A 20576-nucleotide genomic window follows, 5' to 3' on the forward strand; every position below is an offset into this window, starting at 1 on the left:
TGTTGTTGCAAATAAAATATTTTTATGTGAGGCTGCACGTTTTTCATTTCTCATGTGAAGTGGACCCTATGCAAATTACTTAATTCTAATAGCTTACTTACTAAGAATGGTGCTTTGTTTCTTTTCAGCTTCTTTAATCAAACCACGCAATCTACTCGGGCTGACTGGCAGTTGATTGATAACAATCTCAAGGTCGGATAGAGCATCGACAATTGCATTTGCGATTGCTGCAGGCGGTGAAATGGCCCCTCCTTCTCCAACTCCTTTTACACCCAATGGGTTTCTTGTTGAAAGATGCTGCTGATGTCCCTTTTTAACAGTTGGAATCTCCATTGAAGTCGGAAGCAAATAGTCCATATACGTACCCGTTAATAATTGTCCGCTTTCGTTATAAACCACTTCTTCATATAATGCCGAGCCAATTCCTTGAGCTATCCCGCCTTGAACTTGCCCGTCAACAATCATTGGGTTAATCACGGTACCACAATCATGAACAACACTATAATTTTGAAGATCAACAAATCCGGTTTCTTTATCTACCTCTACCTCTGCTATATGGACAGAGGAAGCAAAGGTTACGGTCGGTGGAACAAAATAATGTGTAACCTGCAGCCCTGGTTCAATTTCAGATGGTAAAGGTGGACGTGCTGCCGGTCTAGACCGCTTATAGATATCTTGAAGCGTTAAGAAATGGGATGGATTTTCCTTTGAAAAGATTTTCCCTTCCTCAATTACAATTTCATCAGGTAATGTACCAAGGATAATCCCTGCGATGGCAACCACTTTATTCCGTAATTTCAATGAAGCTTCATGCATTGCTGACCCGGCGTTTACCGCACTACGACTTGCATAGGTTCCTGCACCAAATGGTAAAACGGCAGTATCGCCAACCTTTATGACAATATCATCAGGAGTTAAGCCAAGTGCATCCGCTCCGATTTGGGCAAATACTGTTTCGTGACCTTGTCCTTGCGGGGAGGCACCTAAATGGGCAATTACTTTCCCTGTGGAATCAACACTCAGTAAGGCACCTTCAAATGGACCTGCACCTGTTCCTTCCACATAAGAAGAAATTCCGATTCCGATGTTTTTCCCAGCCTTTTTTAGTTCTTTCTGCCTTTCACGGAAGCCTTCATAGTCAACCATAGCTAGTGCTTGGTTCAACGCAGCTGGATAATCCCCGCTATCATAAATCAGCCTTGCACCATCTTTTACTAGAATCCCTTGGTCATATGGCATTTCGTGTGCTTGAATCATATTTCGTTTCATTACTTCTACGGGATCAAGCTTTAATTTTCTTGCAATCATGTCGATAACACGGTCCATCGTAAACACCGCTTCAGGTCTGCCTGCTCCTCTAAATGGAACGTTTGGTGTTTTATTCGTTAACACAATTCTCGATTTAATATCATAGTTTGGTATTTTATAAGCACCACGTAAATGGTAGGCGGTATTATAGGCACAAGTAAATCCAAAAAAGTTTACTGCTCCCGAATCAACCACAAATTCATCACGAAGACTAAGGATTGTTCCATCACTGTTATAAGCAACAATGACATCGTGAACTTGGTCCCTTGATTGCCGGGCACTTGTTAAATGTTCAAGACGATCTTCCACCCATTTCACAGGTCGATTTAATCGCTTGCTAATATATGGGATAAGAATCTCCTCAGGATGAACTCCACCCTTTGGACCAAAGCCTCCGCCAACATCTGGGGCTGTTACTCGAATATTTTGTTCCGTCCAGCCTAAGCAATGGGCAATCGTGGCTCTTACTTCAAATGGTAATTGTGTAGCAGACCAAACATGGATTTGATCGGTACGATTATCATAATCGGCAATTACACCCCTCGTTTCAATTGGATTCGAAGATAGCCTTGGAGTTTTCACTCTTGCCTTTAGTACATGATTAGACTGTTGTTCCACTCGTTTGGCGTCACCAATTGAAAGGTGGAATTCCATTTGGATATTTTGTTCTACTTGATTCTGGACTAGTGGTGACCCTTCTTTCATGGCTTCATATGGATCCACCATTGGTTTTAATTGCTCATACTCAACTTTTATTAAATCGGCTGCATCCTCGGCAATGTAGCGATTATCGGCTACGACTACTGCGACAGGCTGCCCTACATATACGACTTTATCTATCGCTAAAACGCTTTCATCATTGTATTGGATTTTTGGATTTATTTCTTTTGCGACATTTGGTGGTACGGCACTATGTGATTCGAATTGGGTAATCGGATTAATGATTCCCTTAATGTCATCCCCAATCAGGACCGCATGAACACCAGGTAATTCTTTTGCCTTTGAAGTATCAATATGACGAATTATCGCATGTGCCTGCGGACTGCGTACAAAAACAGCTTCTAGCATCCCAGCTAATTTGATATCTGCTACAAATTGGCCTGTTCCTGTAACTAAGCGATAATCCTCCTTTCTTTTTACACTTTGCCCTACATATTTTTTCATTTTCACGCCTCCTTTATCGGACACTGTTATTGAGCAGAAACTACCGAACTATTACTTTTTTCTTTTTGAAGGATTTGTGCCGCCTGTTGCACGGCTTTAATAATATTTGCATAACCCGTACAACGACATAGGTTTCCAGAAATGGCTTCACGAATCTCGTTTTCTGTAGGATTTTCGTTATCTATAAGGAAATGAGTTAAGGTCATTAGAAATCCTGGTGTGCAAAATCCACATTGCAGTGCATGATTATCCGAAAAGGATTGTTGAAGAACATTAAGGGGTCCATCAACAGAATTCAAAGATTCGACGGTTTGGATATCACATCCATCGGCTTGCACCGCAAACATTAAACAACTTCTTACTGGTTCATTATCTACTAAAATGGTACATGCTCCGCAGACACCATGTTCACATCCAAGATGAGTTCCAGTAAGATTACATTCCTCACGAATAAAATCTGTTAGTAATAATCTTGGTTCTACTTTTTTTTGAACCTTCTTACCGTTAACGAAAACAGCAACTTGAACTTTATTGGACATTATTATTTCCTCCTCTTGCACGTTCCACTGCAATCTTTAGTGCCCGAACTGTAAGTGTACCAGCCAGTTCCCGCCGATATTCAGCCGTACCATGAAGGTCTGATTCTGGATCTACACTTTCCTGTGTTAGATCAGAAACTTGTCTTAAAACTTCATCCGTTAGTTTCTTTCCAATTAAGTATTCTTCTACTTGCTCCAAAGCTGTTGGTGTTGGATTAACACCGCCAACAGCAATTTTCACATTTAATAGGTGTCCCTCATCGTCTATATCCACTACTGCAGCAACCTCTGCTAAACCAAAATCCCCGTGTCTTCTTGCTAATTCCAAAAAAGCAGAACCACTCTCTTTTGGAATAATCGGGAATCGTACTTCTTTAACCATTTGATCTGGCTGCAGCGATGTCAGCATATAGGTTAGAAAAAATTCTTCTGGAACAAGAACTTCTTCACTGCCATCCACATTGGCAATCACTATCTCACCCCGCAGTGCAGTAAGTACACATGGTAACTCTGCAGAAGGATCTCCATGGGCAATACTGCCGCCGACTGTCCCTCTATTTCTAATTTGTGCGTGCCCCACCCACCTAATGGCTTCTGAAAGTAAAGGGCATGCTTCTTTTACTAAATCCGAATTCTCAATGTCTTTATGTTTCGTTAAGGCACCAACTGCTAAAAAATCTCCGTCTAGTTTTATATAATTCAAATCACTTATTCTACTAATATCAATTAAGTAAGCAGGTGCTGAGAGTCTCATATTCATGGTTGGAATTAAGCTTTGTCCCCCAGATAAGATTTTTGCATCTTCTCCGTATTCCTCTAAAAACATAAGCGCCTCTTGTAGATTCGTTGGTCGAAGGTAACTAAATACTGCTGGTTTCATTTTCTCTCCTCCTATTAAGCCCTAGTAAGGAGCTGTTTTTTAACATCTTTAAAGAAATTTCCAGCTAGGAATTTTGCGATACCGCCAATGACTCGGTTGCCAACACTGGCAATCGTACCGCCAATTTCAGCTTCACAAGTCCAGATTACCTGACACCCATCTTCTAAAGGTTCAATTTTACATTCGAGAGTTGCGTCCACAAAACCGGGTTTTCCGCTACCCGCTGCATAAAGCTTGTAATGAACGGGTTCTTCTATATCCTCAATTTTCACCTTCCCTGTATATTCACCTTTTACCGAAGCTACACCTAACTTAAGATTCACATCATATTCCACATCATCATTTAGAATTAAAGACTGGCAGCCCGGGATTGCACTTACTAAAATCTCTTCCGTGTGCAGCGCTTGCCAAATGGTATCAACCGATTCGTTAAACTTTGCAGTACCATTTATATTCATAAAGAATCACCTCAGATTTTTATTTTTTATTTGGTGTGCATACCTGTATACAATGAATGATAAAAACAAAAGAAGTAAAAAACTCATCTCAAGCTTTTTTTCTGGCACACATGTATACAATATTACCGCTGTTCCAATAGTAACAATTTTCAGAATTTGAAGTCAATAGTTTTTAGATATTTTGTTTCACATACAAAACTTCTTTTTTCTATTAATCATAATATATCTTATATTTTTGTCAATAACATTTTGTAATTTTCTGATAAGTGTTTAGAAAAACGTTTTCCTGCTATATTGTTTTCCTATTTGATAATCTTCTTCTGTATCTATATCCATACCCCAGATGGAATCTTTAAAAGATAGAATTTTTGTTTCATTCTTATATTTCATTATGATTTCTTTACCACCTTGATCACCCTCTATCTTTAGAAATTCGTCATATAAACTATTGTCAATTAAAATAGGGTGCCCAAAGTTCCCTTGATATTGAGGTCTCACTATTCGTGTATCTTTACCAAATTGTTGTATCATTGTTTGAATGACATTATCCGGGACAAATGGCTGGTCAGCCAAAAATATAAAGGCTGCGTCACTGCGCCCTTTCATATTTTTAATCCCTCTTTTTAATGATGTTGACATGCCTTTTTCATAATTTGGGTTGTCGATATATTCTACATTTTGTAAATCAGCTGCTTCCATTTGGAATGCCTGCATATGCTGGCCCCCTATTAAACAGACAGGACTTAGTTGATTCCTTATAGCTTGTTCTAGTGAGTAACGAAATAGTGGTTTACCTTTCAACGACATCAAAAGCTTCGGCTGTCCCATACGCTTTGACATTCCAGCTGCAAGGATAATTGCCCCGACCCTAAACATGAATCTTCACTTTACCTTTTAATGATTTCCCTTCTCGATTGGACCGCACTGCCATCAATTCTGAAACAATGCTAATTGCCACCTCTTCCATTGTTTCCGCTCCTATATCCAGACCAACGGGTGAGTAGATATTTTCGCCAATTGTTAAATCCGCCCCAATATTTAAGAGCATTTCTTGTGTTCGTGATACCGGTCCTAATACTCCAATGTATTTTGGATTACTTTTTAATGCTAGATGAAGTGCTTCTTCATCACGACTTTGTAAATGATTCATAATGACCCACCAAGCACCACTTACATTTTCTGAAATAATATTTTCTGGAAGCTCCACTAAATGTTTCGCAGTTGGAAAATAGCGTTCTCTATTGAATTCGCTGCGGGGATCTAATACGGTTACTGAAAAGCCAGCTTTAGCGGCAAGTTCTACAACTGGAATGGCGTCCTTACCAGCACCGGCTACAATTAATTTTTGGCTTGGACGAATCGCATCAATCACAAATCTACGATTTTCCCACATCAAGACTTCAGCACGTTTTTGTGATTTGAGACTTTTTAGTGCACAATCGTAGACGATTGAAGGAAGGTCCTCGCTATCACCTATGATTTCTCCATATTTTGTTACCAATGCTTTGACTCCTGTTGGTACTTCTACAATAAATGAAAATTCCTCTTCTTCTTTTAAGAGCTTGTCAGTAATCTCCCAAAAGGAGTCTTCCTTTTTAGCCGGCAGAATGAGAATTTCTAATGATCCTTTACAGCCAATTCCTAAACTCCAGATCTCGTTTTCACTTAAATCATAGTTTTTTAGTAATGGTGTTGCATCTTGAATTGCCTTTTCCGCATAACCATAAATATCGCCTTCCAAGCAGCCCCCGCTGATTGTCCCCATCATTTCAGCATCCTCTGCCATCATCATCTTTGTTCCTGGCAACCTGTATGCTGATCCATTAACCCCGATCAGTATAACAATAGCTGCCTTTTTATCCCTTTCCCAAACCGATTTAATAGAGTTCATGATAGTACGAAATTCTTTTAATTGTGACATTGTAAATTCTCCCCTCTTTCATTGGTACTCTTTATTCCATACACTGAAATATGTTTTAAATAGTAAACAGTGTTGTTTTATTGTTATATTATATCAATTTAAGAATATTATCAATAATCTGTTAATTTTTATCCTTATCTTTACTTTTTAAATTTATGGGTGAGATAGAGAGGAAGTGGATATAATCATAGTAATTCGCATTCTACCTGAGGTGAAATTAATGAATCGAAAGCTTGTCCTAATTCTCAGCCTTCTATATGTAGCTTTTATGGCATATTTATTTTTTCATTATCGTTCAACTGAGGAGTCCTTTAAATCGACAGTTACCATTGGTGGTATGGTTTGTGGGGCCGTTCCACTCCTCTTAGCCCTTTTTACAAAGCTCCATTTTAATCTGCCTATTGTTATTTCCTATCTACTATTCTTGGTCGGCTCCCAGTATTTCGGTTCAATACTGGGCTGGTATGGACTTGGATGGTGGGATACGTTTATGCATTTCCTTAGCGGAGCTATTCTTGCGTTTTCTGGAATCGCTTTATATGAAAGATTGGTTCATCGAGATGCAGAAGTGGAAATATCTCCTTGGATTATTTTCCTTTTCACCTTATCTTTTGCCGCATTGGGCGGCGTCTTATGGGAAATTTATGAATTTAGCTCTGATCAATTTTTCAATATGACGTTACAAGGCGGTGGTAATGACGATACCATGATAGATTTAATCTCAGATACAGGCGGCGGGTTGATTATTGCACTTTGGTCTGGGGTTCGTACAAAGATAAAGTTAAAGAACAAACAAGAATATCCTCAATTAACATAAAAAAATGATTATCGCAGATATATCTGAATTAACGCAGACATAATTCGCTTATCGCAGATATAATTAAAAAAGCAGTCTAAATTTTAGACTGCTTTTTCTATTAAACAGGTACTGCTGCGAAAAACTCGTCGTACAGTGCTTGGACTGCTCTTTTTTCGTCCACTTCTTTTACACCAAACATCATACTTACCTCAGACGAGCCTTGGTTAATCATTTCAATATTCACTTCTGCCTTCGCTAACGCTTTAGATGCACGTGCCATGGTTCCGACGTTTCGGCGCATTCCCTCACCCACAACCATAATCAACGAAAGGCTGTGCTGAATTTTCACTTCATCGGAGTGTAACTCAGATTCAATTCTCCAGGCAATTTCATTTTCCATATCAGGATCAAGCTGTGCTTCTCTTAATATTACTGACACATCATCAATCCCTGAAGGTGTGTGTTCATAGGAAAGACCATATTCTTCCAGAATACTTAGAAGCCTTCGTCCAAAACCAATTTCTCTGTTCATTAAGTATTTGCTGACATAAATGCTGCAGAACCCTTTATCACTAGCAATACCTACAACAGGTCCATTTGTATTATCGCGTGAATACACAATTCTTGTTCCAGGAGCACCTGGATTGTTGGTATTCTTAATTTGAACAGGAATCCCAGCACGGAAAGCAGGTACGAGTGCTTCATCATGTAAAACCGTAAATCCTGCATAGGATAATTCCCGCATTTCTCGGTAGGTTAACTCTTTAATTTCCTTTGGATTATGGACAAGATTTGGATTCACAGAAAATACTGCATCCACATCTGTAAAGTTCTCATATAATGTAGCCTTAATACCGTTGGCTAAAATGGAACCCGTTATATCGGACCCGCTTCGTGAAAAGGTGAATACATCGCCTTCTTTACTATAGCCAAAAAATCCTGGAAAAATAATGATTCCTGGAATCTCACGAAGTGAAAATAAATTCTCATACGACTCATGTAAAACTTGTGCATTCCCTGGCTCGTCACTGACAAACAGCCCTGCTTTTCTCGGATTTACATAGGTAGCTTCTACACCTTGTTCCCTAAAGTAAGCCGCAACAAGCTTTGCATGATTATCCTCACCACTTGCTTTTACTAGATCCATAAACCGATCTGGCTTACTTCTATCCCCATTTAGTCTCTCTGATAAATCGTGATGAATTTCACTAATTATATCATTCGGGAGAGCTAATTCTGCTGCAATGGAGGAATATCTTGATATAACGTCATTAATCTTATCCTGTGGATTAAAATCTTGTAGACAATGTTCAGCACACTCTATCAACAAGTCCGTTACCTTCTCATCCTCAGCAAATCTTTTTCCCGGAGCAGACACAACCACTACTTTCCGCTCAGGGTCGGACATTACAATCTGAAAAACCTTTTCGATTTGTTTTCCTGACGCTAAAGAGGATCCTCCAAACTTTACAACCTTCATCACAACATCACCTATCCCAAAAAGTATAATCTTAATTTTACTGCTATTCAGAAAATAATCAAGTGTTTTTTCTTCCCAAAAGGACATTTGTATTTCTGGGGAGGACAAAATACAAAAAAAGTGAAATTATCAAGGATAATTTCACTTTAATTAGCCAAGGATAATTTCATTTTAGTTATCCCTGGATAATTACTGTTTCATTATTTCAATAAAGTGTGAAAGGATTTTCGCTGTAAGTCCCCAAATTGCCTTTTCCTCATAAAGGTAAAAGTACTCATCTAATGATCTTGTCCGCCAATTATAATTTTCACCGCCAACAATTAAATCGAATGGAAAGTTCTCCTCAGGCTCTACCTTAAAATGAATATGATAAATATCCGGGGTATTTTCAATAAAATAGGTTAACGGTACCGTGAAAACTTCTCCAACTTCTGCAGGATTTGGCTGAATGTTTTCGGGGCTTTCAATCATCGCTACGAATGGATAAATCATCATGCCGAAAGGGGAAATCATGAAATCAAGCGGGTATACCTCCGATAGGTTCTCACTGCTTATTCCTAATTCTTCGATTGTTTCCCGGATTGCTGCACTTTTTTCATTTATATCCTCCGGATCAATTCTCCCTCCTGGGAAACAAATTTCTCCAGGCTGTCTTCTCAGCTGCAGGGATCGAACCTCAAACAGGACATGAATACCATCCTCTTTTTGAATAAGTGGCACCATTACCGCATATTTTGAAAATTTATCGCTGCCTAAGATAGTAGGTGTATGGCTTTTTAATTTCGATAGGACTGATTCAAAGTTCATGATTTTCACCTCCCTTGGAATATTATTCTATATTTAATACTATCACTAACTAACATTAAAATGCTTACCTAATGATCATTCCTCAAGAAAAAACAACCCAATATTTTATCATTGGATTGTTCTAAATAAATTATTCCTTATTTTTCCACCCAGGAAAACATATAGGAAGAATCCTCCAACTCATTTGCCTTCTTCACCACTTTAAGTGGATGAAAGGTATCAATCATTACCGCAAGTTCGAGGGTCTCTTTTTTGCCAATACTCGCCTCTGTCTTTCCAGGATGAGGACCATGCGGAATCCCACTCGGATGCAGCGTAATGGACTCAAGCTGCACCCCTTTGCGACTCATGAAATTACCTTTTACATAATAAAGTAATTCGTCACTATTCACATTACTATGATAATAAGGAGCAGGAATCGCTTCAGGATGGTAGTCAAACAGTCTCGGTACAAAGGAACATACTACAAAGTTATTCCCTTCAAAGGTTTGATGAACAGGCGGCGGCTGGTGAATTCTCCCCGTGATTGGTTCAAAATCCTCAACATTAAAAGCCCATGGGTAAAGGTATCCGTCCCAGCCAATGACATCAAACGGATGATGCCCTAATAAATGAGAATGCAGCAATCCCCGCGATTTCGTTACTACCTCAAACTCTCCCTTTTGATCAAAGGTCTCTAATTTTTCTGGGCAGCGGAAATCACGTTCGCAAAAAGGACTGTGCTCGAGCATTTGTCCATATTCATTTCGATATCGTCTTGGTGTTGTAATCTGGCTAAAGGATTCTATAAATAACAGTTTAGTTTCTTCCTGCTCATTTGGAATCATTCGATAAATGGTTCCAATAGGTATTAATAGATAATCACCTGGCCGGTAAGATATCGATCCAAACATTGTTTCTAGCTTGCCTGAGCCGTAGTGAACAAACAGCATTTCATCTCCATCACCATTTCGATAATAGCTCTTCATTGGCTCGTTGACAGCCGCCGTACCAATTAATAAATCTTGATTTCCGAGTATATATTCCCGCGCTGAAAGAGCATCCCCTTTTTTGACAGTCTTATTTGTCAAAAAAAGACGGTGCTTTAACGATGCCTGCTCCTCATATTCTGGCAAATAGCTGCTAATTAACTCCGCTTTCAGAACTTCGGTTGGCATGTAATGATGGTAAAGAATCGATTGTGTTCCCGAGAAGCCCCGTGTCCCCATAACCTGCTCACGGAATAGACTTCCATCTTCTTTTTTAAAAATGGTATGACGTTTTTGAGGAATCCTTCCCATTTGCCGATAATACATAAATTCACCTCGTTTCAATCATTTACAATGGAATTCTTTAAAACACCTAGTTTATCAATCTCAAATTCAACCATGTCACCAGGTTGCAGCCAACGGTGTACCTCTGTACCGAGTTCAAGGATACATCCTGTCCCAACTGTTCCAGAACCTATCATTTCCCCAGGATAGAGCGTAACCCCCGCTGATGCCCTTTCAATCATTTCTCCGAACGAATAATAGATATCCTTCATATTCCCTTCAGAAAGAAGGACGTCATTAACCTTCGCTTTCATGGTAATATCGAAGCCTTTACCTAATCTCACGTTTTCGAGCTCATCCTTGGTGATGATCCACGGTCCAATTGAGGTTGAAAAATCCTTTCCCTTTGCAGGACCTAATCCTACCTTCATTTCCTGTCTTTGAAGGTCCCGCGCGCTCCAGTCATTTAAGATACAATAACCAAAAATATAGTCATCTGCTTCATCAGCCTTGATATTTCTCCCCTCTTTCCCAATGATGCAAGCAACCTCTAGTTCATAATCAAGACAATTGCATTCGATAGGCTTAGTGATGTTATCTTCTGGCCCCTTAATCGCCAGGTGATTAGAAAAATAAAAAACAGGTATTTGGTACCACTCAGGAATCATATCAAGACCTCTGTTCTCCCTTGCAGATTTTACATGCTGTTCAAAAGCATAAAAGTCGCGGAAGCTTTTCGGTGTTGGCAGCGGCGCAATCAACCTAACCTCATGTAAGGGATAAACCCCTTTATTGCCGTCAGTAAGTCGCAAGAGCTGTACAGCAGCTATCATATTTTGCTCAGACTGTTCTAGAAAATCTATCATTTTTTCAGGCAGCTTGCCGTTCGTTGCTTCGCTCATATCTACAACAAGGTCTGAATCTAACATTATTCCTGACCGTACTGTTCTATCACTTTTTTCAAAGGTTACGAATCTCATACATTCACCTAATTTCTATTTCCTAATAATATCAAATGTTTTTCCTAATGGATTGGTATAAGTATTACCTGCCATTCTGCCAATCGGCTGAAGTTTTTCTGTATCCACTCGCCCTTTATGAAATAAATCATCTTCTACATGAATATTCAAAACCTTACCAATAACTAGACTTCCAGCACCCGCCTGGTCACCAAAATCCAACACCTGATAGAGCTCGCACTCTAAATGCACGAGAGATTCTTTTATACGAGGCACCTTTACCACACGACTAGGTTCTTTTGTTAAACCTGTTACCTCTAGTTCATCAACTTCAGGAGCAAATTCAACGGCGCACTCATTCATCTGTTTTGCCATACTCTCACTGACGATATTTATCACAAATTGCTTTGTTTTTTCAATATTTAAAAGGGTATCTTTTTTTGCTCCATCACTGCCCCTTCTCATTGGTGAAAAACAGATGAGCATCGGGTCGGCGCAAATTGCGGTAAAGAAACTAAAGGGAGCAGCATTGGCAATTCCGTTCTCATCAATGGTAGACACAAAGGCTATCGGACGAGGCAGTATCGAGCCAATTAGCAATTTATATGCGTCTCTCCATTCAAGCGTATCTGGTGACACTTCCATTATTCGTACACCTCTATCCTATTAAACTTTTTAAAAGGGAGAAGCACCCTCTCCCTTTTACCCCTTTACTATATTTCTATATATTATAAATTTCCTCTACGTGCCTGTTCTCTTTCGATGGATTCAAATAAAGCTTTAAAGTTGCCTTCACCAAATCCTCGTGCACCCTTACGCTGGATAATCTCCACGAATAACGTAGGTCTATCGACAATCGGCTTGGTGAATATCTGTAGGAGATAGCCCTCATCATCGCGGTCGACTAAAATATTTAATTCACGCAGCTTCTCGATTTCTTCATCAATTTTTCCAATTCGCTGTCCTAAATCCTCATAGTACGTACTTGGTGTATTTAAGAACTCTACCCCATTCTTTTTCAAAGTAGCTACAGTTGAGACAATGTCCTCAGTTAATATCGCAAGGTGTTGTACACCAGGACCATTATAGAATTCTAAATACTCCTGAATTTGTGATTTACGTTTCCCTTCTGCTGGTTCATTGATCGGAAACTTAATTCTACCGCCATTGTGCATGACCTTCGACATTAGCGCAGAATACTCAGTGGTAATATCTTTATCTGTAAAATGTTTCATCTCTACAAATCCCATTACCTTCGCATAATATTCAACCCATTCTTCCATCGCTTCAACGTTACCAACCACATGGTCAATTCCAATTAAGCCAGCATCTTCAATTGGCAGATAGACAGAATATGGTTCAAAACCTGGCATAAAAACACCTTGATAATTCTTGCGTTCTACTAACGTATGGATGGTGTCTCCATATGTACCGAGAACGGCCTTTTTAATGGTCCCCTTTTCATCCTTCAACTCAAATGGTGATTTAAGGGCAATTCCTCCACGCTCAACGGCAGCGCTATAAGCCTTATCAACATCATCTACTAAAAGAGCAACGTCCTTTACACCGTCACCATGTTTTTTTACAAACTGAGCAACTCCTGTATCCTCTTTGTAGGAACCAGTAAGAACAAGACGGATATTCCTTTGCTGGAGTACATAGGAAACGGTTTCACGATTTCCCGTTTCAAGGCCGGAATATGCAACTGGTTTAAACCCAAATGCGGTGCAAAAAAAATGGCAGGATTGCTTTGCATTCGTTGTATAAATTTCGATATAATCAACATCCCTAACTGGGAAAAAGTCGTTAGCAAGCTCTTCTGCTTTTATACGTTTTTCTTTCATTTATATTCCTCCCATTATCAATTAATTAATAATATTCAGAATATATATTAAGTGATACAAACGTGTCCTATCAAGAGCGGCCGGTAAAGCAATAACGCTTTTGAGTAGTAAAGGTTGGTACAAAAAAAAAGAAACAACCCCTTCAATAAGGTTGTTTCTCAATAAAGTTAGGATAAAACCGCACGGTCGCTGGCCATTTGCACTCCGCGGATTCGTTTAAATTCTTCTAATAATCCTTCAATGGTTAAATCTTTTTTGTTTTCTGCATCTACTTCTAATATGATTTGACCTTTATCCATCATAATTAAACGATTTCCAAGGTCAATCGCCTGCTGCATATTATGAGTAACCATTAAGGTCGTAAGCTGATATTTCCCAACAATTTCTCGAGTAAGATTGGTTATTAATTCCGCTCTCGATGGATCAAGTGCAGCAGTATGTTCATCGAGAAGTAAAATGGCGGGTTCTGTGAAGGTAGCCATTAACAACGATAATGCCTGCCGTTCTCCACCAGATAACAATCCCACCTTTGCACTTAAACGATTCTCTAAGCCTAGATGCAAGGATTCAAGCACCTCTCGGAAGTAATCACGCCTTTTTTTAGTGACTCCCTTTTTAAAGGTTCTCGTTTTATTTCGAGAGTAAGCCATAGCCAGGTTTTCTTCAATCGTCATACTAGGAGCTGTCCCTGCCATTGGATCTTGGAAAACACGTCCAATCATTTTCGACCGTTTATATTCGGACATGCCGGTAACATTTTTACCGTCAATATGAATATCACCAACATCAGGAACTAATACACCTGAAATGATATTCATTAAAGTCGATTTCCCTGCTCCATTACTACCTATTACGGTAACGAAATCCCCCGGTTTCAAAGTTAAATTCACATGGTCGATTGCAATTTTTTCATCAGGAGTACCTTCATTAAAAATCTTGTGAATCTGATTCAATTGCAGCATAGCTTTCACCCTTTCCATCAGCAGATGCCTGTAACATGCTTAGCTTTTCTTGTCTTCTGCGGGCTTTTCGCTTCTTCTCTTTAGAGTGGTCAACTATTTTGGGTGCAGTTAAGGCAATGATGACAATTAATGCTGTGATTACCTTCATGTCACCAGGATCTAGGAACTCAACTCGTAGGGCTAGTGTAACAACAATTCGGTAGATGATAGCCCCGCCGATAACCGCAAGAGTCGCCCTTGCAATGGACTTCGTACCAAACAAGGCTTCACCGATAATAACAGAGGCTAAACCGATAACAATCATCCCGATTCCCATACCTACATCCGCAAATCCACCTTGCTGTGCGATAAGGGCACCTGAAAAAGCTACTAATGCATTGGATAAACCAAGCCCTAAGATAGTAAGGAGATTTGTATTGGCAGAGAGACTTCGAATCATTTGTTTATTGTTCCCAGTCGCTCTAACAGCAAGACCAATTTCGGTTTGTAAAAATAAATCTGTAAGCCATTTGATTACAAAGGTAACGATAATCATAAAGATCAAAATTCCCCATGTATCAGGAAGACTATCTCCCAGACCAATCATCGTTAATAAGCTGTTGAAGAAGGTATCTATACCAAGACTATCCGAAAAGGTTCCAATTTTTGTAAAAGAGGTTTCTGTATTCAATAGCGGTATATTTGATCTGCCCATAATTCTAAGATTAATAGAATAAAGTGCAATCATCATTAAGATACCGGATAGTAAATTATTAATCTTTCCAAAAGTGTGAAGAAGTCCGGTCATGCATCCTGCTGCAAATCCTGCAAATAGTGCCAAAACGGTCGCTAAAAACGGGTTAACACCACCAGCAATCAAAACGGCTGATAGTGCTGCACCTGTAACAAAACTCCCATCTACCGTTAAATCTGGAAAATCCAGAATACGAAAGGAAAGATAGACGCCCAGTGCCATAATTGCGTAGATGATACCTGCTTCAAATGATCCAAAAATGGCTGTAAACATTGAGATCATCCTTTCTTTAGGTTTTTGGTTTCCATTAATTGAAACCTATGTAGCCAGTAAGGAGTCAACCATTATGGCGGCTGACTCCTTGTATTACTTATGTTTATTATTTACCCTCGTAAAACTCACCAAGGTCTTTCCATTCCTCTTTTACTTCAATCCCCTGTGCTTGGGCAGCTTTCTTGTTAATCCAAAGTGTTAAGCTGTTTGGCAATTCCACTGGGATTTCAGAAGCCTTTTTATTCCCGCTTAAGATTTCAGCAGCCATTAAACCGGATTGATAGCCAATATCAAAATATTCGAAGCCACTCGCTGCCACTGCACCTTTTTTCATTGAATCTAGCTCGCCCACGAACAATGGAATCTTTTTGCTGTTTGCAACTGAAATAACGGACTCAAGAGCAGAGACAACTGTATTATCTGTAGGAATATAGATAGCATTTACACGGCCAACTAAGGATTCAGCGGCCTGTTTCACTTCAGCAGAGGTTGAGACTGAAACTTTAACAAGCTTAGCGCCCTTTGCTTCTGCTAACTTTTCCACTTCTTCCACTTGAACAACTGAGTTTTGTTCACCAGAATTATAAATGACACCGATTTCTTTAGCCTGAACCTCTTCAGTGATAAAGTTAATGGTTTTAGCTGTTCCTTCCGGATGATTATCCGTTGTACCAGTAATATTTTCACCAGGCTGATCAAATGCCTTTACCAAACCAGCGCCAATAGGATCCGTTACAGAAGTAAAGATGATTGGAATTTCCTTCGTTGCGTTCAATGCCGCGGTTGCACTTGGCGTTGCATTTGCAAAAATTAAATCTACTTTATCTCCAACAAAATTGTCAGCGATTGTTTGAACGTTGTTCATATCTGCTTGTGCATTTTGCTCGTCAAATTCAACTTTAATGCCTTTTTCCTCTAACGCCTTTTTAAACCCTTCTGTTGCCGCATCTAATGATGGGTGTGCTGCAAACTGGCTAATACCAACTTTAAAAACCTTCTCCCCATCTTTTTCCGTTCCAGTTCCACCCGTTGTTTCCTTGCTGCCACACCCAGCAAGCATCATCATCCCAGCTAAAGCAAAGGATATTACTTTTACATTTTTTTTCATTTATAATCCCCCTAAAACTCTTCTAATTTTCTAAAAATTTATTATATTATAAAAGTTATTCTAGTATTTTTTCACCCTAAAAGTCAATAGAATTACCCAAAATTATTTTTCTGCTTTAAAGCGACAAATTTCTTAAGCCAAATTACTTAGTTTTTTCAATAGAAAAGGAAAGAAGCTCCCGGCGTATTCCGAGAGCTTCTTTCCTTTATTTATCAATTTATCTTGACCAATCTTGTGTTTGAGCTAATAGTTTATCAATTTCAATTTCTTTTAATTTATTTGTGACTTTCTCAGATGTTAGATTTGCCGTAGAATCTAGTAGCTTATCAATATCAATAATAGTTGTTTTCATATCTAACCTCCATTGTTTATTTACCAAAGTATTCGTATTAAAGTGGACATTTGTGGGGGTAAAAAAAAAGATAGCCATAAAGAACTAGTCCTAAAGGGGATTTGTTAGTAAGGGTATGATTTAATTCACTTTTTATTCACAAATTGTAGATTAGAATGTTATTTGATATTAAACATGTGGTTGGGGGACTGCTTGTTTAATCAATTTAACTGGGGGGGGATATATATGTACCAATCAATAGCATGGTACGTCACCTTATTTCTCGTTTTTCTACTGGCTTTGGCATTTGCTTTTGTGTATGGGGAATCGAGAAGATTAAGAGAATATGGACCAATACAAGAAAAAGGTTACAAAATTCGTAAATTTTATTTTCTGGGGCTACTCGCAGTAATGGGGTTTGCTTCAGCCATGTCACTAAGCAAGCTTCCATACCATAACCAACATGCTGCTGCGAAAGAGCACGCAAAGGTTGTTGAGGTGGCTGGTATGCAATACGCATGGGAATTCAGTGATGAAAACTTTACAGTTGGAGAAGAGATTCAATTTCGAGTAACAAGTAAAGATGTTACACACGGATTCGGTATTTATGACCCGGAGTTAGAATTAATTGCCCAAACACAGGCAATGCCGGAATACACGAATACGCTCACGATTACGTTTGACAAACCAGGCACGTATAAAATTTTATGCTTGGAATATTGCAGTGTTGGACATCATGTAATGATGAAAGACATAGTAGTTAAACCAAAAGGAGGAAATGGCCATGGTCACTAAAGCTCGTAGTATTAACAATAAAGGCGTTGCTTTAGCCTTAATGGTTACCTCTGTTATTCTTGTATTAATGATGATTTTTGGAGTCATGATGTTATTAAATCAGGGGAATGTGGTAAAAATATCACCACAGTTTTTCTATAAGATTATGACCATTCATGGCACAGGGATGATTGGAATTGCCGCTTTAGGAGGCAGTGCCATTATGTGGTACTTCCTTTCAAAACATATCTATCTAAATTCAAAAGTATTTTTCGCAAATTTACTATTTTCTTTGATTGGGGTTGTCATGATCCTTATCGCTATTTTTGGCTTTAATTTTTCAGACGGCTGGACCTTTCTTTTCCCGCTGCCAGCTTATTCAGCAAATCTATATGGAAAATTAGGTGCGTTATTATTCTTATTTGGAATGTTGGCATTAGGTATTGGGTATTTAGTTATGTACTTCTACTTAGCTGCTAGGTTAACAAAAGAATATGGCGGATTGCATAAGACTCTTGGCTGGGAACATATTTTCGGAGGAAAAAAAGGCTATGGTCCTCCTCCTGCTGCAGTTGCAACAACAATGGTCATCATCACGAATTCGATTGCCATTCTTGCAGGTGCTTATGTTCTTGTTGCTTCAATCTTAAATATTATCAATCCAGCTATTACCATTGATCCAATGTTAGCTAAGCATTTGACGTATGCATTCGGACATATCTTTGCAAACTGTACCATTTACATGGCCGTTATCGCTGTTTATGAAGTTCTATCGAAGTATACTGAACGTCCGTGGAAATCAAATAAGGCGTTTTTGATTGCATGGAATTGCTCTACACTGTTTACTTTAATGATCTATACACACCACTTGCTCATGGATTTTGCAGTACCAAAATGGATGTTAATTGTCGGTCAAGTTTTTTCCTATGCAAACGGTCTTCCTGTTATGGTTGTCACAGCATATGGTGCGTTAATGATTGTCTTCCGTTCTGCAATTAAATGGGATTTTGCTTCAAGCATGATGTTTTTAGCGATGTTTGGCTGGGTTGCCGGTGCAGTACCTGCGATTATTGACTCAACCATTGTTGTCAATCATGTTATGCATAATACAAAATGGGTTCCAGGTCACTTCCACACGTATATGGGGATGGGCGTCATTGCGATGATTTTCGGATTTATGTATTATTTTAATAAAACCGAAGGAACACAAAAACAAAATAGCTATGATAAATTTGCTATCTTTACCTATTTTATTTTCTTTACCGGTTTAGCAGGTTCATTTCTATATGCAGGAAAGCTCAGTGCACCGCGCAGATGGGCGGAGCATTTACCACAATGGACTGCAACAGATCAAGTTGGAGCTCTTTGCGGAATATTTATTATAGCTGCTTCACTAATCTTTACCATTCGCTTTATAGCTGGATTAAAAACGGTGGGAAGCAAATCAACACCTGATACGCTAAAATCCGCTTCTTAAACCAGGAAAATCTAAAGAGGGTTTTTATAATGGCTTATTTTTGTACAAACTAATCCTAATGGGGGGTGTTTGTACATAATGAAAATAAAAATTGTAGTCAGTTTATCTATATTTTCACTTTTATTTGCATCAGCTTGGCTACTTCAGGCACAACTGCAAAATTATCGGGAATTTAATGTTAATAATATGGAATCGCAAATTAATAATTTGAATGTAGTTCCGATGAATAATGAAAATACTCCGATGAATACGAATTTAAACGCCGAGATGTCTAATGTCCAATGGAAGTTATTTGAGCCCTTTAAGCCTAGGGAATATGTTCGGATTATAGATTCTGAATAAAATGTAAAAAAGTGTTCCAAGCAATCCTTGGAACACTTTTTTCTGATTAATCTACAGATGACTTCTTCATTATTTTTTTATTATATTCTTTTAAGTCGTCTCTTACACTTTTATCCCAAAGTTTTACTCCTGAATTATAAGCAGCCCTGTTAATTAAATGGCCTGAGATGGGAGAAGTCATAAAAAGAAAGATAATACCTAAGATCAGCCTCGAATTAAAATGACCTTCAAGTGCATAAAAGTATAGAAAAGTTCCCAATAGAATTGACATTACCCCTAATGTAGCTGCTTTTGAGGCGGCATGGTTTCTCGTATAAACGTCTGGGAGTCTAATCACTCCAAAAGTAGCAATTAGGCTGAGCAGGGATCCAACTATGATAAAAAATCCGATGAAAAAATCAATGATTACGCTCACGTTCGATAATAACCCCCTTCTCTAAATACTTAGCAAACGCAACTGTTCCGATAAAGGCAAGAATACCAATCAAAAGAATAATTTCTAGAAAAGCATGAGAATTTAAAACGACTGAAGTCAATGCGGTTATGGCAATAAGATTCACACCAATCGCATCTAATGCAATCACTCGATCAGCTACACTAGGACCCTTTATGACCCGATAAATTAATCCAAGCATGGAAATGGAGCAGATTAACAATGCTAAGCGTATTATGATTTCAAGCATTAGCTGCTCACCTCCAAAATTGCTTTTTCAAAGGAATTCTTAATACTGTTAATCTCATCTTCCACTTCCCCAATATTCATCGCATGAATAAAAAGAGTTTTATTATCCTCTGATACATCAATCACTAATGTACCTGGCGTTAATGTTATTAAATTTGAGAGAAGCATGATTTGCCAATCCTTAGTTAATACCGTCTCCATTGCAAAAATAGCTGGCCTCATATCTAATTTTGGTTTTAAGACAATTTTTACAATGGCTACATTGGACAAAATTAGTTCCTTTATAAAAATAATAATCAGCTTGATAAAGGACCATAATCGAAATAAATAAAAGCGGGTATGGAAGTAACGTCTTAGCACAAATATAATAAGGAGTCCAAAAATATAGCCTTTTATAAAACTAATGGGATCGTATGAAACCTTAATAAACATCCATAAAAAGGCTAGCACCACATTCAATAAAATTTGAAATGCCAAAACTT

Annotated in this window: 23 protein-coding genes; 4 read left to right on the top strand and 19 right to left on the bottom strand. The window is 38.6% G+C overall.

Translation table 11 applies throughout. The features are described from left to right. Positions 1-93: 93 nt before the first annotated feature. From M3189_RS15000 to M3189_RS15025, 6 genes are all read right to left on the bottom strand, one after another. Positions 94-2472, bottom strand: coding sequence for a xanthine dehydrogenase family protein molybdopterin-binding subunit (locus tag M3189_RS15000; protein WP_251634892.1), 2379 nt, complete (start codon positions 2470-2472; stop codon positions 94-96). 26 nt (positions 2473-2498) lie between these two features. Next, entirely contained in the window at positions 2499-3011 is a 513-nt protein-coding gene (locus M3189_RS15005; protein WP_251634893.1) for a (2Fe-2S)-binding protein, read from the bottom strand. Then, complete coding sequence (locus tag M3189_RS15010; protein ID WP_251634894.1) at positions 3001-3891, bottom strand: FAD binding domain-containing protein; 891 nt, start codon at positions 3889-3891, stop codon at positions 3001-3003. The genes M3189_RS15005 and M3189_RS15010 overlap by 11 nt, the downstream gene beginning before the upstream one ends. A 14-nt stretch (positions 3892-3905) precedes the next feature. Beyond that, a complete protein-coding gene (locus M3189_RS15015; RefSeq protein WP_251634895.1) occupies positions 3906-4349 on the bottom strand; it encodes a CoxG family protein in 444 nt (147 codons plus the stop codon). Between the two features lie 270 nt (positions 4350-4619). Next, entirely contained in the window at positions 4620-5225 is a 606-nt protein-coding gene (locus M3189_RS15020; RefSeq protein ID WP_251634896.1) for a nucleotidyltransferase family protein, read from the bottom strand. Further along, entirely contained in the window at positions 5218-6270 is a 1053-nt protein-coding gene (locus tag M3189_RS15025; RefSeq protein ID WP_251634897.1) for an XdhC family protein, read from the bottom strand. The genes M3189_RS15020 and M3189_RS15025 overlap by 8 nt, the downstream gene beginning before the upstream one ends. Positions 6271-6490: 220 nt before the next feature. Between M3189_RS15025 and M3189_RS15030 the strand changes: the two genes are divergently transcribed. Then, the gene (locus M3189_RS15030) at positions 6491-7087 is read left to right on the top strand and encodes a hypothetical protein (protein WP_251635565.1); all 597 of its coding nucleotides are present in this window, start codon (positions 6491-6493) and stop codon (positions 7085-7087) included. A gap of 100 nt (positions 7088-7187) precedes the next feature. Here M3189_RS15030 and M3189_RS15035 read toward each other — a convergent pair whose 3' ends face one another. From M3189_RS15035 to M3189_RS26965, 10 genes are all read right to left on the bottom strand, one after another. Beyond that, positions 7188-8549 (bottom strand): aspartate kinase, encoded by a 1362-nt coding sequence (locus M3189_RS15035; protein ID WP_251634898.1) that lies wholly within the window; start codon positions 8547-8549, stop codon positions 7188-7190. Between the two features lie 189 nt (positions 8550-8738). After that, the gene (locus M3189_RS15040) at positions 8739-9356 is read right to left on the bottom strand and encodes an NUDIX hydrolase (protein ID WP_251634899.1); all 618 of its coding nucleotides are present in this window, start codon (positions 9354-9356) and stop codon (positions 8739-8741) included. 137 nt (positions 9357-9493) lie between these two features. Then, positions 9494-10651: a homogentisate 1,2-dioxygenase gene (locus tag M3189_RS15045; protein WP_251634900.1), complete on the bottom strand. Its 1158-nt coding sequence runs from the start codon at positions 10649-10651 to the stop codon at positions 9494-9496. Between the two features lie 14 nt (positions 10652-10665). Continuing rightward, on the bottom strand, positions 10666-11589 hold the full coding sequence (locus M3189_RS15050) for a fumarylacetoacetate hydrolase family protein (protein ID WP_251634901.1): 924 nt from the start codon (positions 11587-11589) through the stop codon (positions 10666-10668). Positions 11590-11604: 15 nt separating this feature from the next. Next, complete coding sequence (locus M3189_RS15055; protein ID WP_251634902.1) at positions 11605-12213, bottom strand: flavin reductase family protein; 609 nt, start codon at positions 12211-12213, stop codon at positions 11605-11607. A gap of 83 nt (positions 12214-12296) precedes the next feature. Further along, positions 12297-13412: a 4-hydroxyphenylpyruvate dioxygenase gene (gene hppD / locus M3189_RS15060; RefSeq protein ID WP_251634903.1), complete on the bottom strand. Its 1116-nt coding sequence runs from the start codon at positions 13410-13412 to the stop codon at positions 12297-12299. Positions 13413-13579: 167 nt separating this feature from the next. After that, positions 13580-14374 (bottom strand): ABC transporter ATP-binding protein, encoded by a 795-nt coding sequence (locus tag M3189_RS15065; protein WP_251635567.1) that lies wholly within the window; start codon positions 14372-14374, stop codon positions 13580-13582. After that, positions 14340-15380: an ABC transporter permease gene (locus tag M3189_RS15070; protein WP_251634904.1), complete on the bottom strand. Its 1041-nt coding sequence runs from the start codon at positions 15378-15380 to the stop codon at positions 14340-14342. Before M3189_RS15070 ends, M3189_RS15065 begins: the two co-directional genes overlap by 35 nt. 106 nt (positions 15381-15486) lie before the next feature. After that, positions 15487-16488 (bottom strand): ABC transporter substrate-binding protein, encoded by a 1002-nt coding sequence (locus tag M3189_RS15075; protein ID WP_251634905.1) that lies wholly within the window; start codon positions 16486-16488, stop codon positions 15487-15489. 217 nt (positions 16489-16705) lie between these two features. Further along, positions 16706-16840: a hypothetical protein gene (locus M3189_RS26965; RefSeq protein ID WP_285889685.1), complete on the bottom strand. Its 135-nt coding sequence runs from the start codon at positions 16838-16840 to the stop codon at positions 16706-16708. Between the two features lie 225 nt (positions 16841-17065). On the opposite strand from M3189_RS26965, the gene M3189_RS15080 reads away from it, so the two are divergent. The 3 genes from M3189_RS15080 (at position 17066) to M3189_RS15090 (ending at position 19412) form a co-directional block, all read left to right on the top strand. Beyond that, the gene (locus M3189_RS15080; RefSeq protein WP_251634906.1) at positions 17066-17614 is read left to right on the top strand and encodes a cytochrome c oxidase subunit II; all 549 of its coding nucleotides are present in this window, start codon (positions 17066-17068) and stop codon (positions 17612-17614) included. Next, positions 17604-19070 carry a cbb3-type cytochrome c oxidase subunit I gene (locus M3189_RS15085; RefSeq protein ID WP_251634907.1) on the top strand — a complete coding sequence of 489 codons (1467 nt, stop codon included), beginning with the start codon at positions 17604-17606 and terminating at the stop codon, positions 19068-19070. Before M3189_RS15080 ends, M3189_RS15085 begins: the two co-directional genes overlap by 11 nt. Positions 19071-19148: 78 nt before the next feature. Beyond that, positions 19149-19412 carry a hypothetical protein gene (locus M3189_RS15090; protein ID WP_251634908.1) on the top strand — a complete coding sequence of 88 codons (264 nt, stop codon included), beginning with the start codon at positions 19149-19151 and terminating at the stop codon, positions 19410-19412. Between the two features lie 46 nt (positions 19413-19458). On the opposite strand, the gene mnhG is transcribed toward M3189_RS15090, so the two are convergent. The 3 genes from mnhG to M3189_RS15105 are packed head-to-tail and all read right to left on the bottom strand — an operon-like array spanning position 19459 to position 20571. Then, positions 19459-19827, bottom strand: coding sequence for a monovalent cation/H(+) antiporter subunit G (mnhG, locus tag M3189_RS15095; protein ID WP_251634909.1), 369 nt, complete (start codon positions 19825-19827; stop codon positions 19459-19461). Further along, on the bottom strand, positions 19811-20095 hold the full coding sequence (locus M3189_RS15100) for a Na(+)/H(+) antiporter subunit F1 (RefSeq protein WP_251634910.1): 285 nt from the start codon (positions 20093-20095) through the stop codon (positions 19811-19813). Before M3189_RS15100 ends, mnhG begins: the two co-directional genes overlap by 17 nt. Then, complete coding sequence (locus M3189_RS15105) at positions 20095-20571, bottom strand: Na+/H+ antiporter subunit E (protein WP_251634911.1); 477 nt, start codon at positions 20569-20571, stop codon at positions 20095-20097. The genes M3189_RS15100 and M3189_RS15105 overlap by 1 nt, the downstream gene beginning before the upstream one ends. Positions 20572-20576 lie beyond the last annotated feature (5 nt).

The organism is Neobacillus niacini (genome assembly GCF_023715415.1).
GTDB lineage: Bacteria > Bacillota > Bacilli > Bacillales > Cytobacillaceae > Neobacillus > Neobacillus niacini_C.

What these genes read in the sequence shown, in the direction of transcription:
- M3189_RS15070 (WP_251634904.1), bottom strand. Translation starts at nt 15,380, where the DNA reads ATGTTTACAGCCATTTTTGGATCATTTGAAGCAGGTATCATCTACGCA.
- M3189_RS15075 (WP_251634905.1), bottom strand. Translation starts at nt 16,488, where the DNA reads ATGAAAAAAAATGTAAAAGTAATATCCTTTGCTTTAGCTGGGATGATG.
- M3189_RS15030 (WP_251635565.1), top strand. Translation starts at nt 6,491, where the DNA reads ATGAATCGAAAGCTTGTCCTAATTCTCAGCCTTCTATATGTAGCTTTT.
- M3189_RS15025 (WP_251634897.1), bottom strand. Translation starts at nt 6,270, where the DNA reads ATGTCACAATTAAAAGAATTTCGTACTATCATGAACTCTATTAAATCG.
- M3189_RS15090 (WP_251634908.1), top strand. Translation starts at nt 19,149, where the DNA reads ATGAAAATAAAAATTGTAGTCAGTTTATCTATATTTTCACTTTTATTT.
- hppD (WP_251634903.1), bottom strand. Translation starts at nt 13,412, where the DNA reads ATGAAAGAAAAACGTATAAAAGCAGAAGAGCTTGCTAACGACTTTTTC.
- M3189_RS15015 (WP_251634895.1), bottom strand. Translation starts at nt 4,349, where the DNA reads ATGAATATAAATGGTACTGCAAAGTTTAACGAATCGGTTGATACCATT.
- M3189_RS15010 (WP_251634894.1), bottom strand. Translation starts at nt 3,891, where the DNA reads ATGAAACCAGCAGTATTTAGTTACCTTCGACCAACGAATCTACAAGAG.
- M3189_RS15085 (WP_251634907.1), top strand. Translation starts at nt 17,604, where the DNA reads ATGGTCACTAAAGCTCGTAGTATTAACAATAAAGGCGTTGCTTTAGCC.
- M3189_RS15000 (WP_251634892.1), bottom strand. Translation starts at nt 2,472, where the DNA reads ATGAAAAAATATGTAGGGCAAAGTGTAAAAAGAAAGGAGGATTATCGC.
- M3189_RS15100 (WP_251634910.1), bottom strand. Translation starts at nt 20,095, where the DNA reads ATGCTTGAAATCATAATACGCTTAGCATTGTTAATCTGCTCCATTTCC.
- M3189_RS15035 (WP_251634898.1), bottom strand. Translation starts at nt 8,549, where the DNA reads ATGAAGGTTGTAAAGTTTGGAGGATCCTCTTTAGCGTCAGGAAAACAA.
- M3189_RS26965 (WP_285889685.1), bottom strand. Translation starts at nt 16,840, where the DNA reads ATGAAAACAACTATTATTGATATTGATAAGCTACTAGATTCTACGGCA.
- M3189_RS15045 (WP_251634900.1), bottom strand. Translation starts at nt 10,651, where the DNA reads ATGTATTATCGGCAAATGGGAAGGATTCCTCAAAAACGTCATACCATT.
- M3189_RS15065 (WP_251635567.1), bottom strand. Translation starts at nt 14,374, where the DNA reads ATGCTGCAATTGAATCAGATTCACAAGATTTTTAATGAAGGTACTCCT.
- M3189_RS15080 (WP_251634906.1), top strand. Translation starts at nt 17,066, where the DNA reads ATGTACCAATCAATAGCATGGTACGTCACCTTATTTCTCGTTTTTCTA.
- M3189_RS15050 (WP_251634901.1), bottom strand. Translation starts at nt 11,589, where the DNA reads ATGAGATTCGTAACCTTTGAAAAAAGTGATAGAACAGTACGGTCAGGA.
- M3189_RS15005 (WP_251634893.1), bottom strand. Translation starts at nt 3,011, where the DNA reads ATGTCCAATAAAGTTCAAGTTGCTGTTTTCGTTAACGGTAAGAAGGTT.
- M3189_RS15055 (WP_251634902.1), bottom strand. Translation starts at nt 12,213, where the DNA reads ATGGAAGTGTCACCAGATACGCTTGAATGGAGAGACGCATATAAATTG.
- M3189_RS15020 (WP_251634896.1), bottom strand. Translation starts at nt 5,225, where the DNA reads ATGTTTAGGGTCGGGGCAATTATCCTTGCAGCTGGAATGTCAAAGCGT.
- M3189_RS15040 (WP_251634899.1), bottom strand. Translation starts at nt 9,356, where the DNA reads ATGAACTTTGAATCAGTCCTATCGAAATTAAAAAGCCATACACCTACT.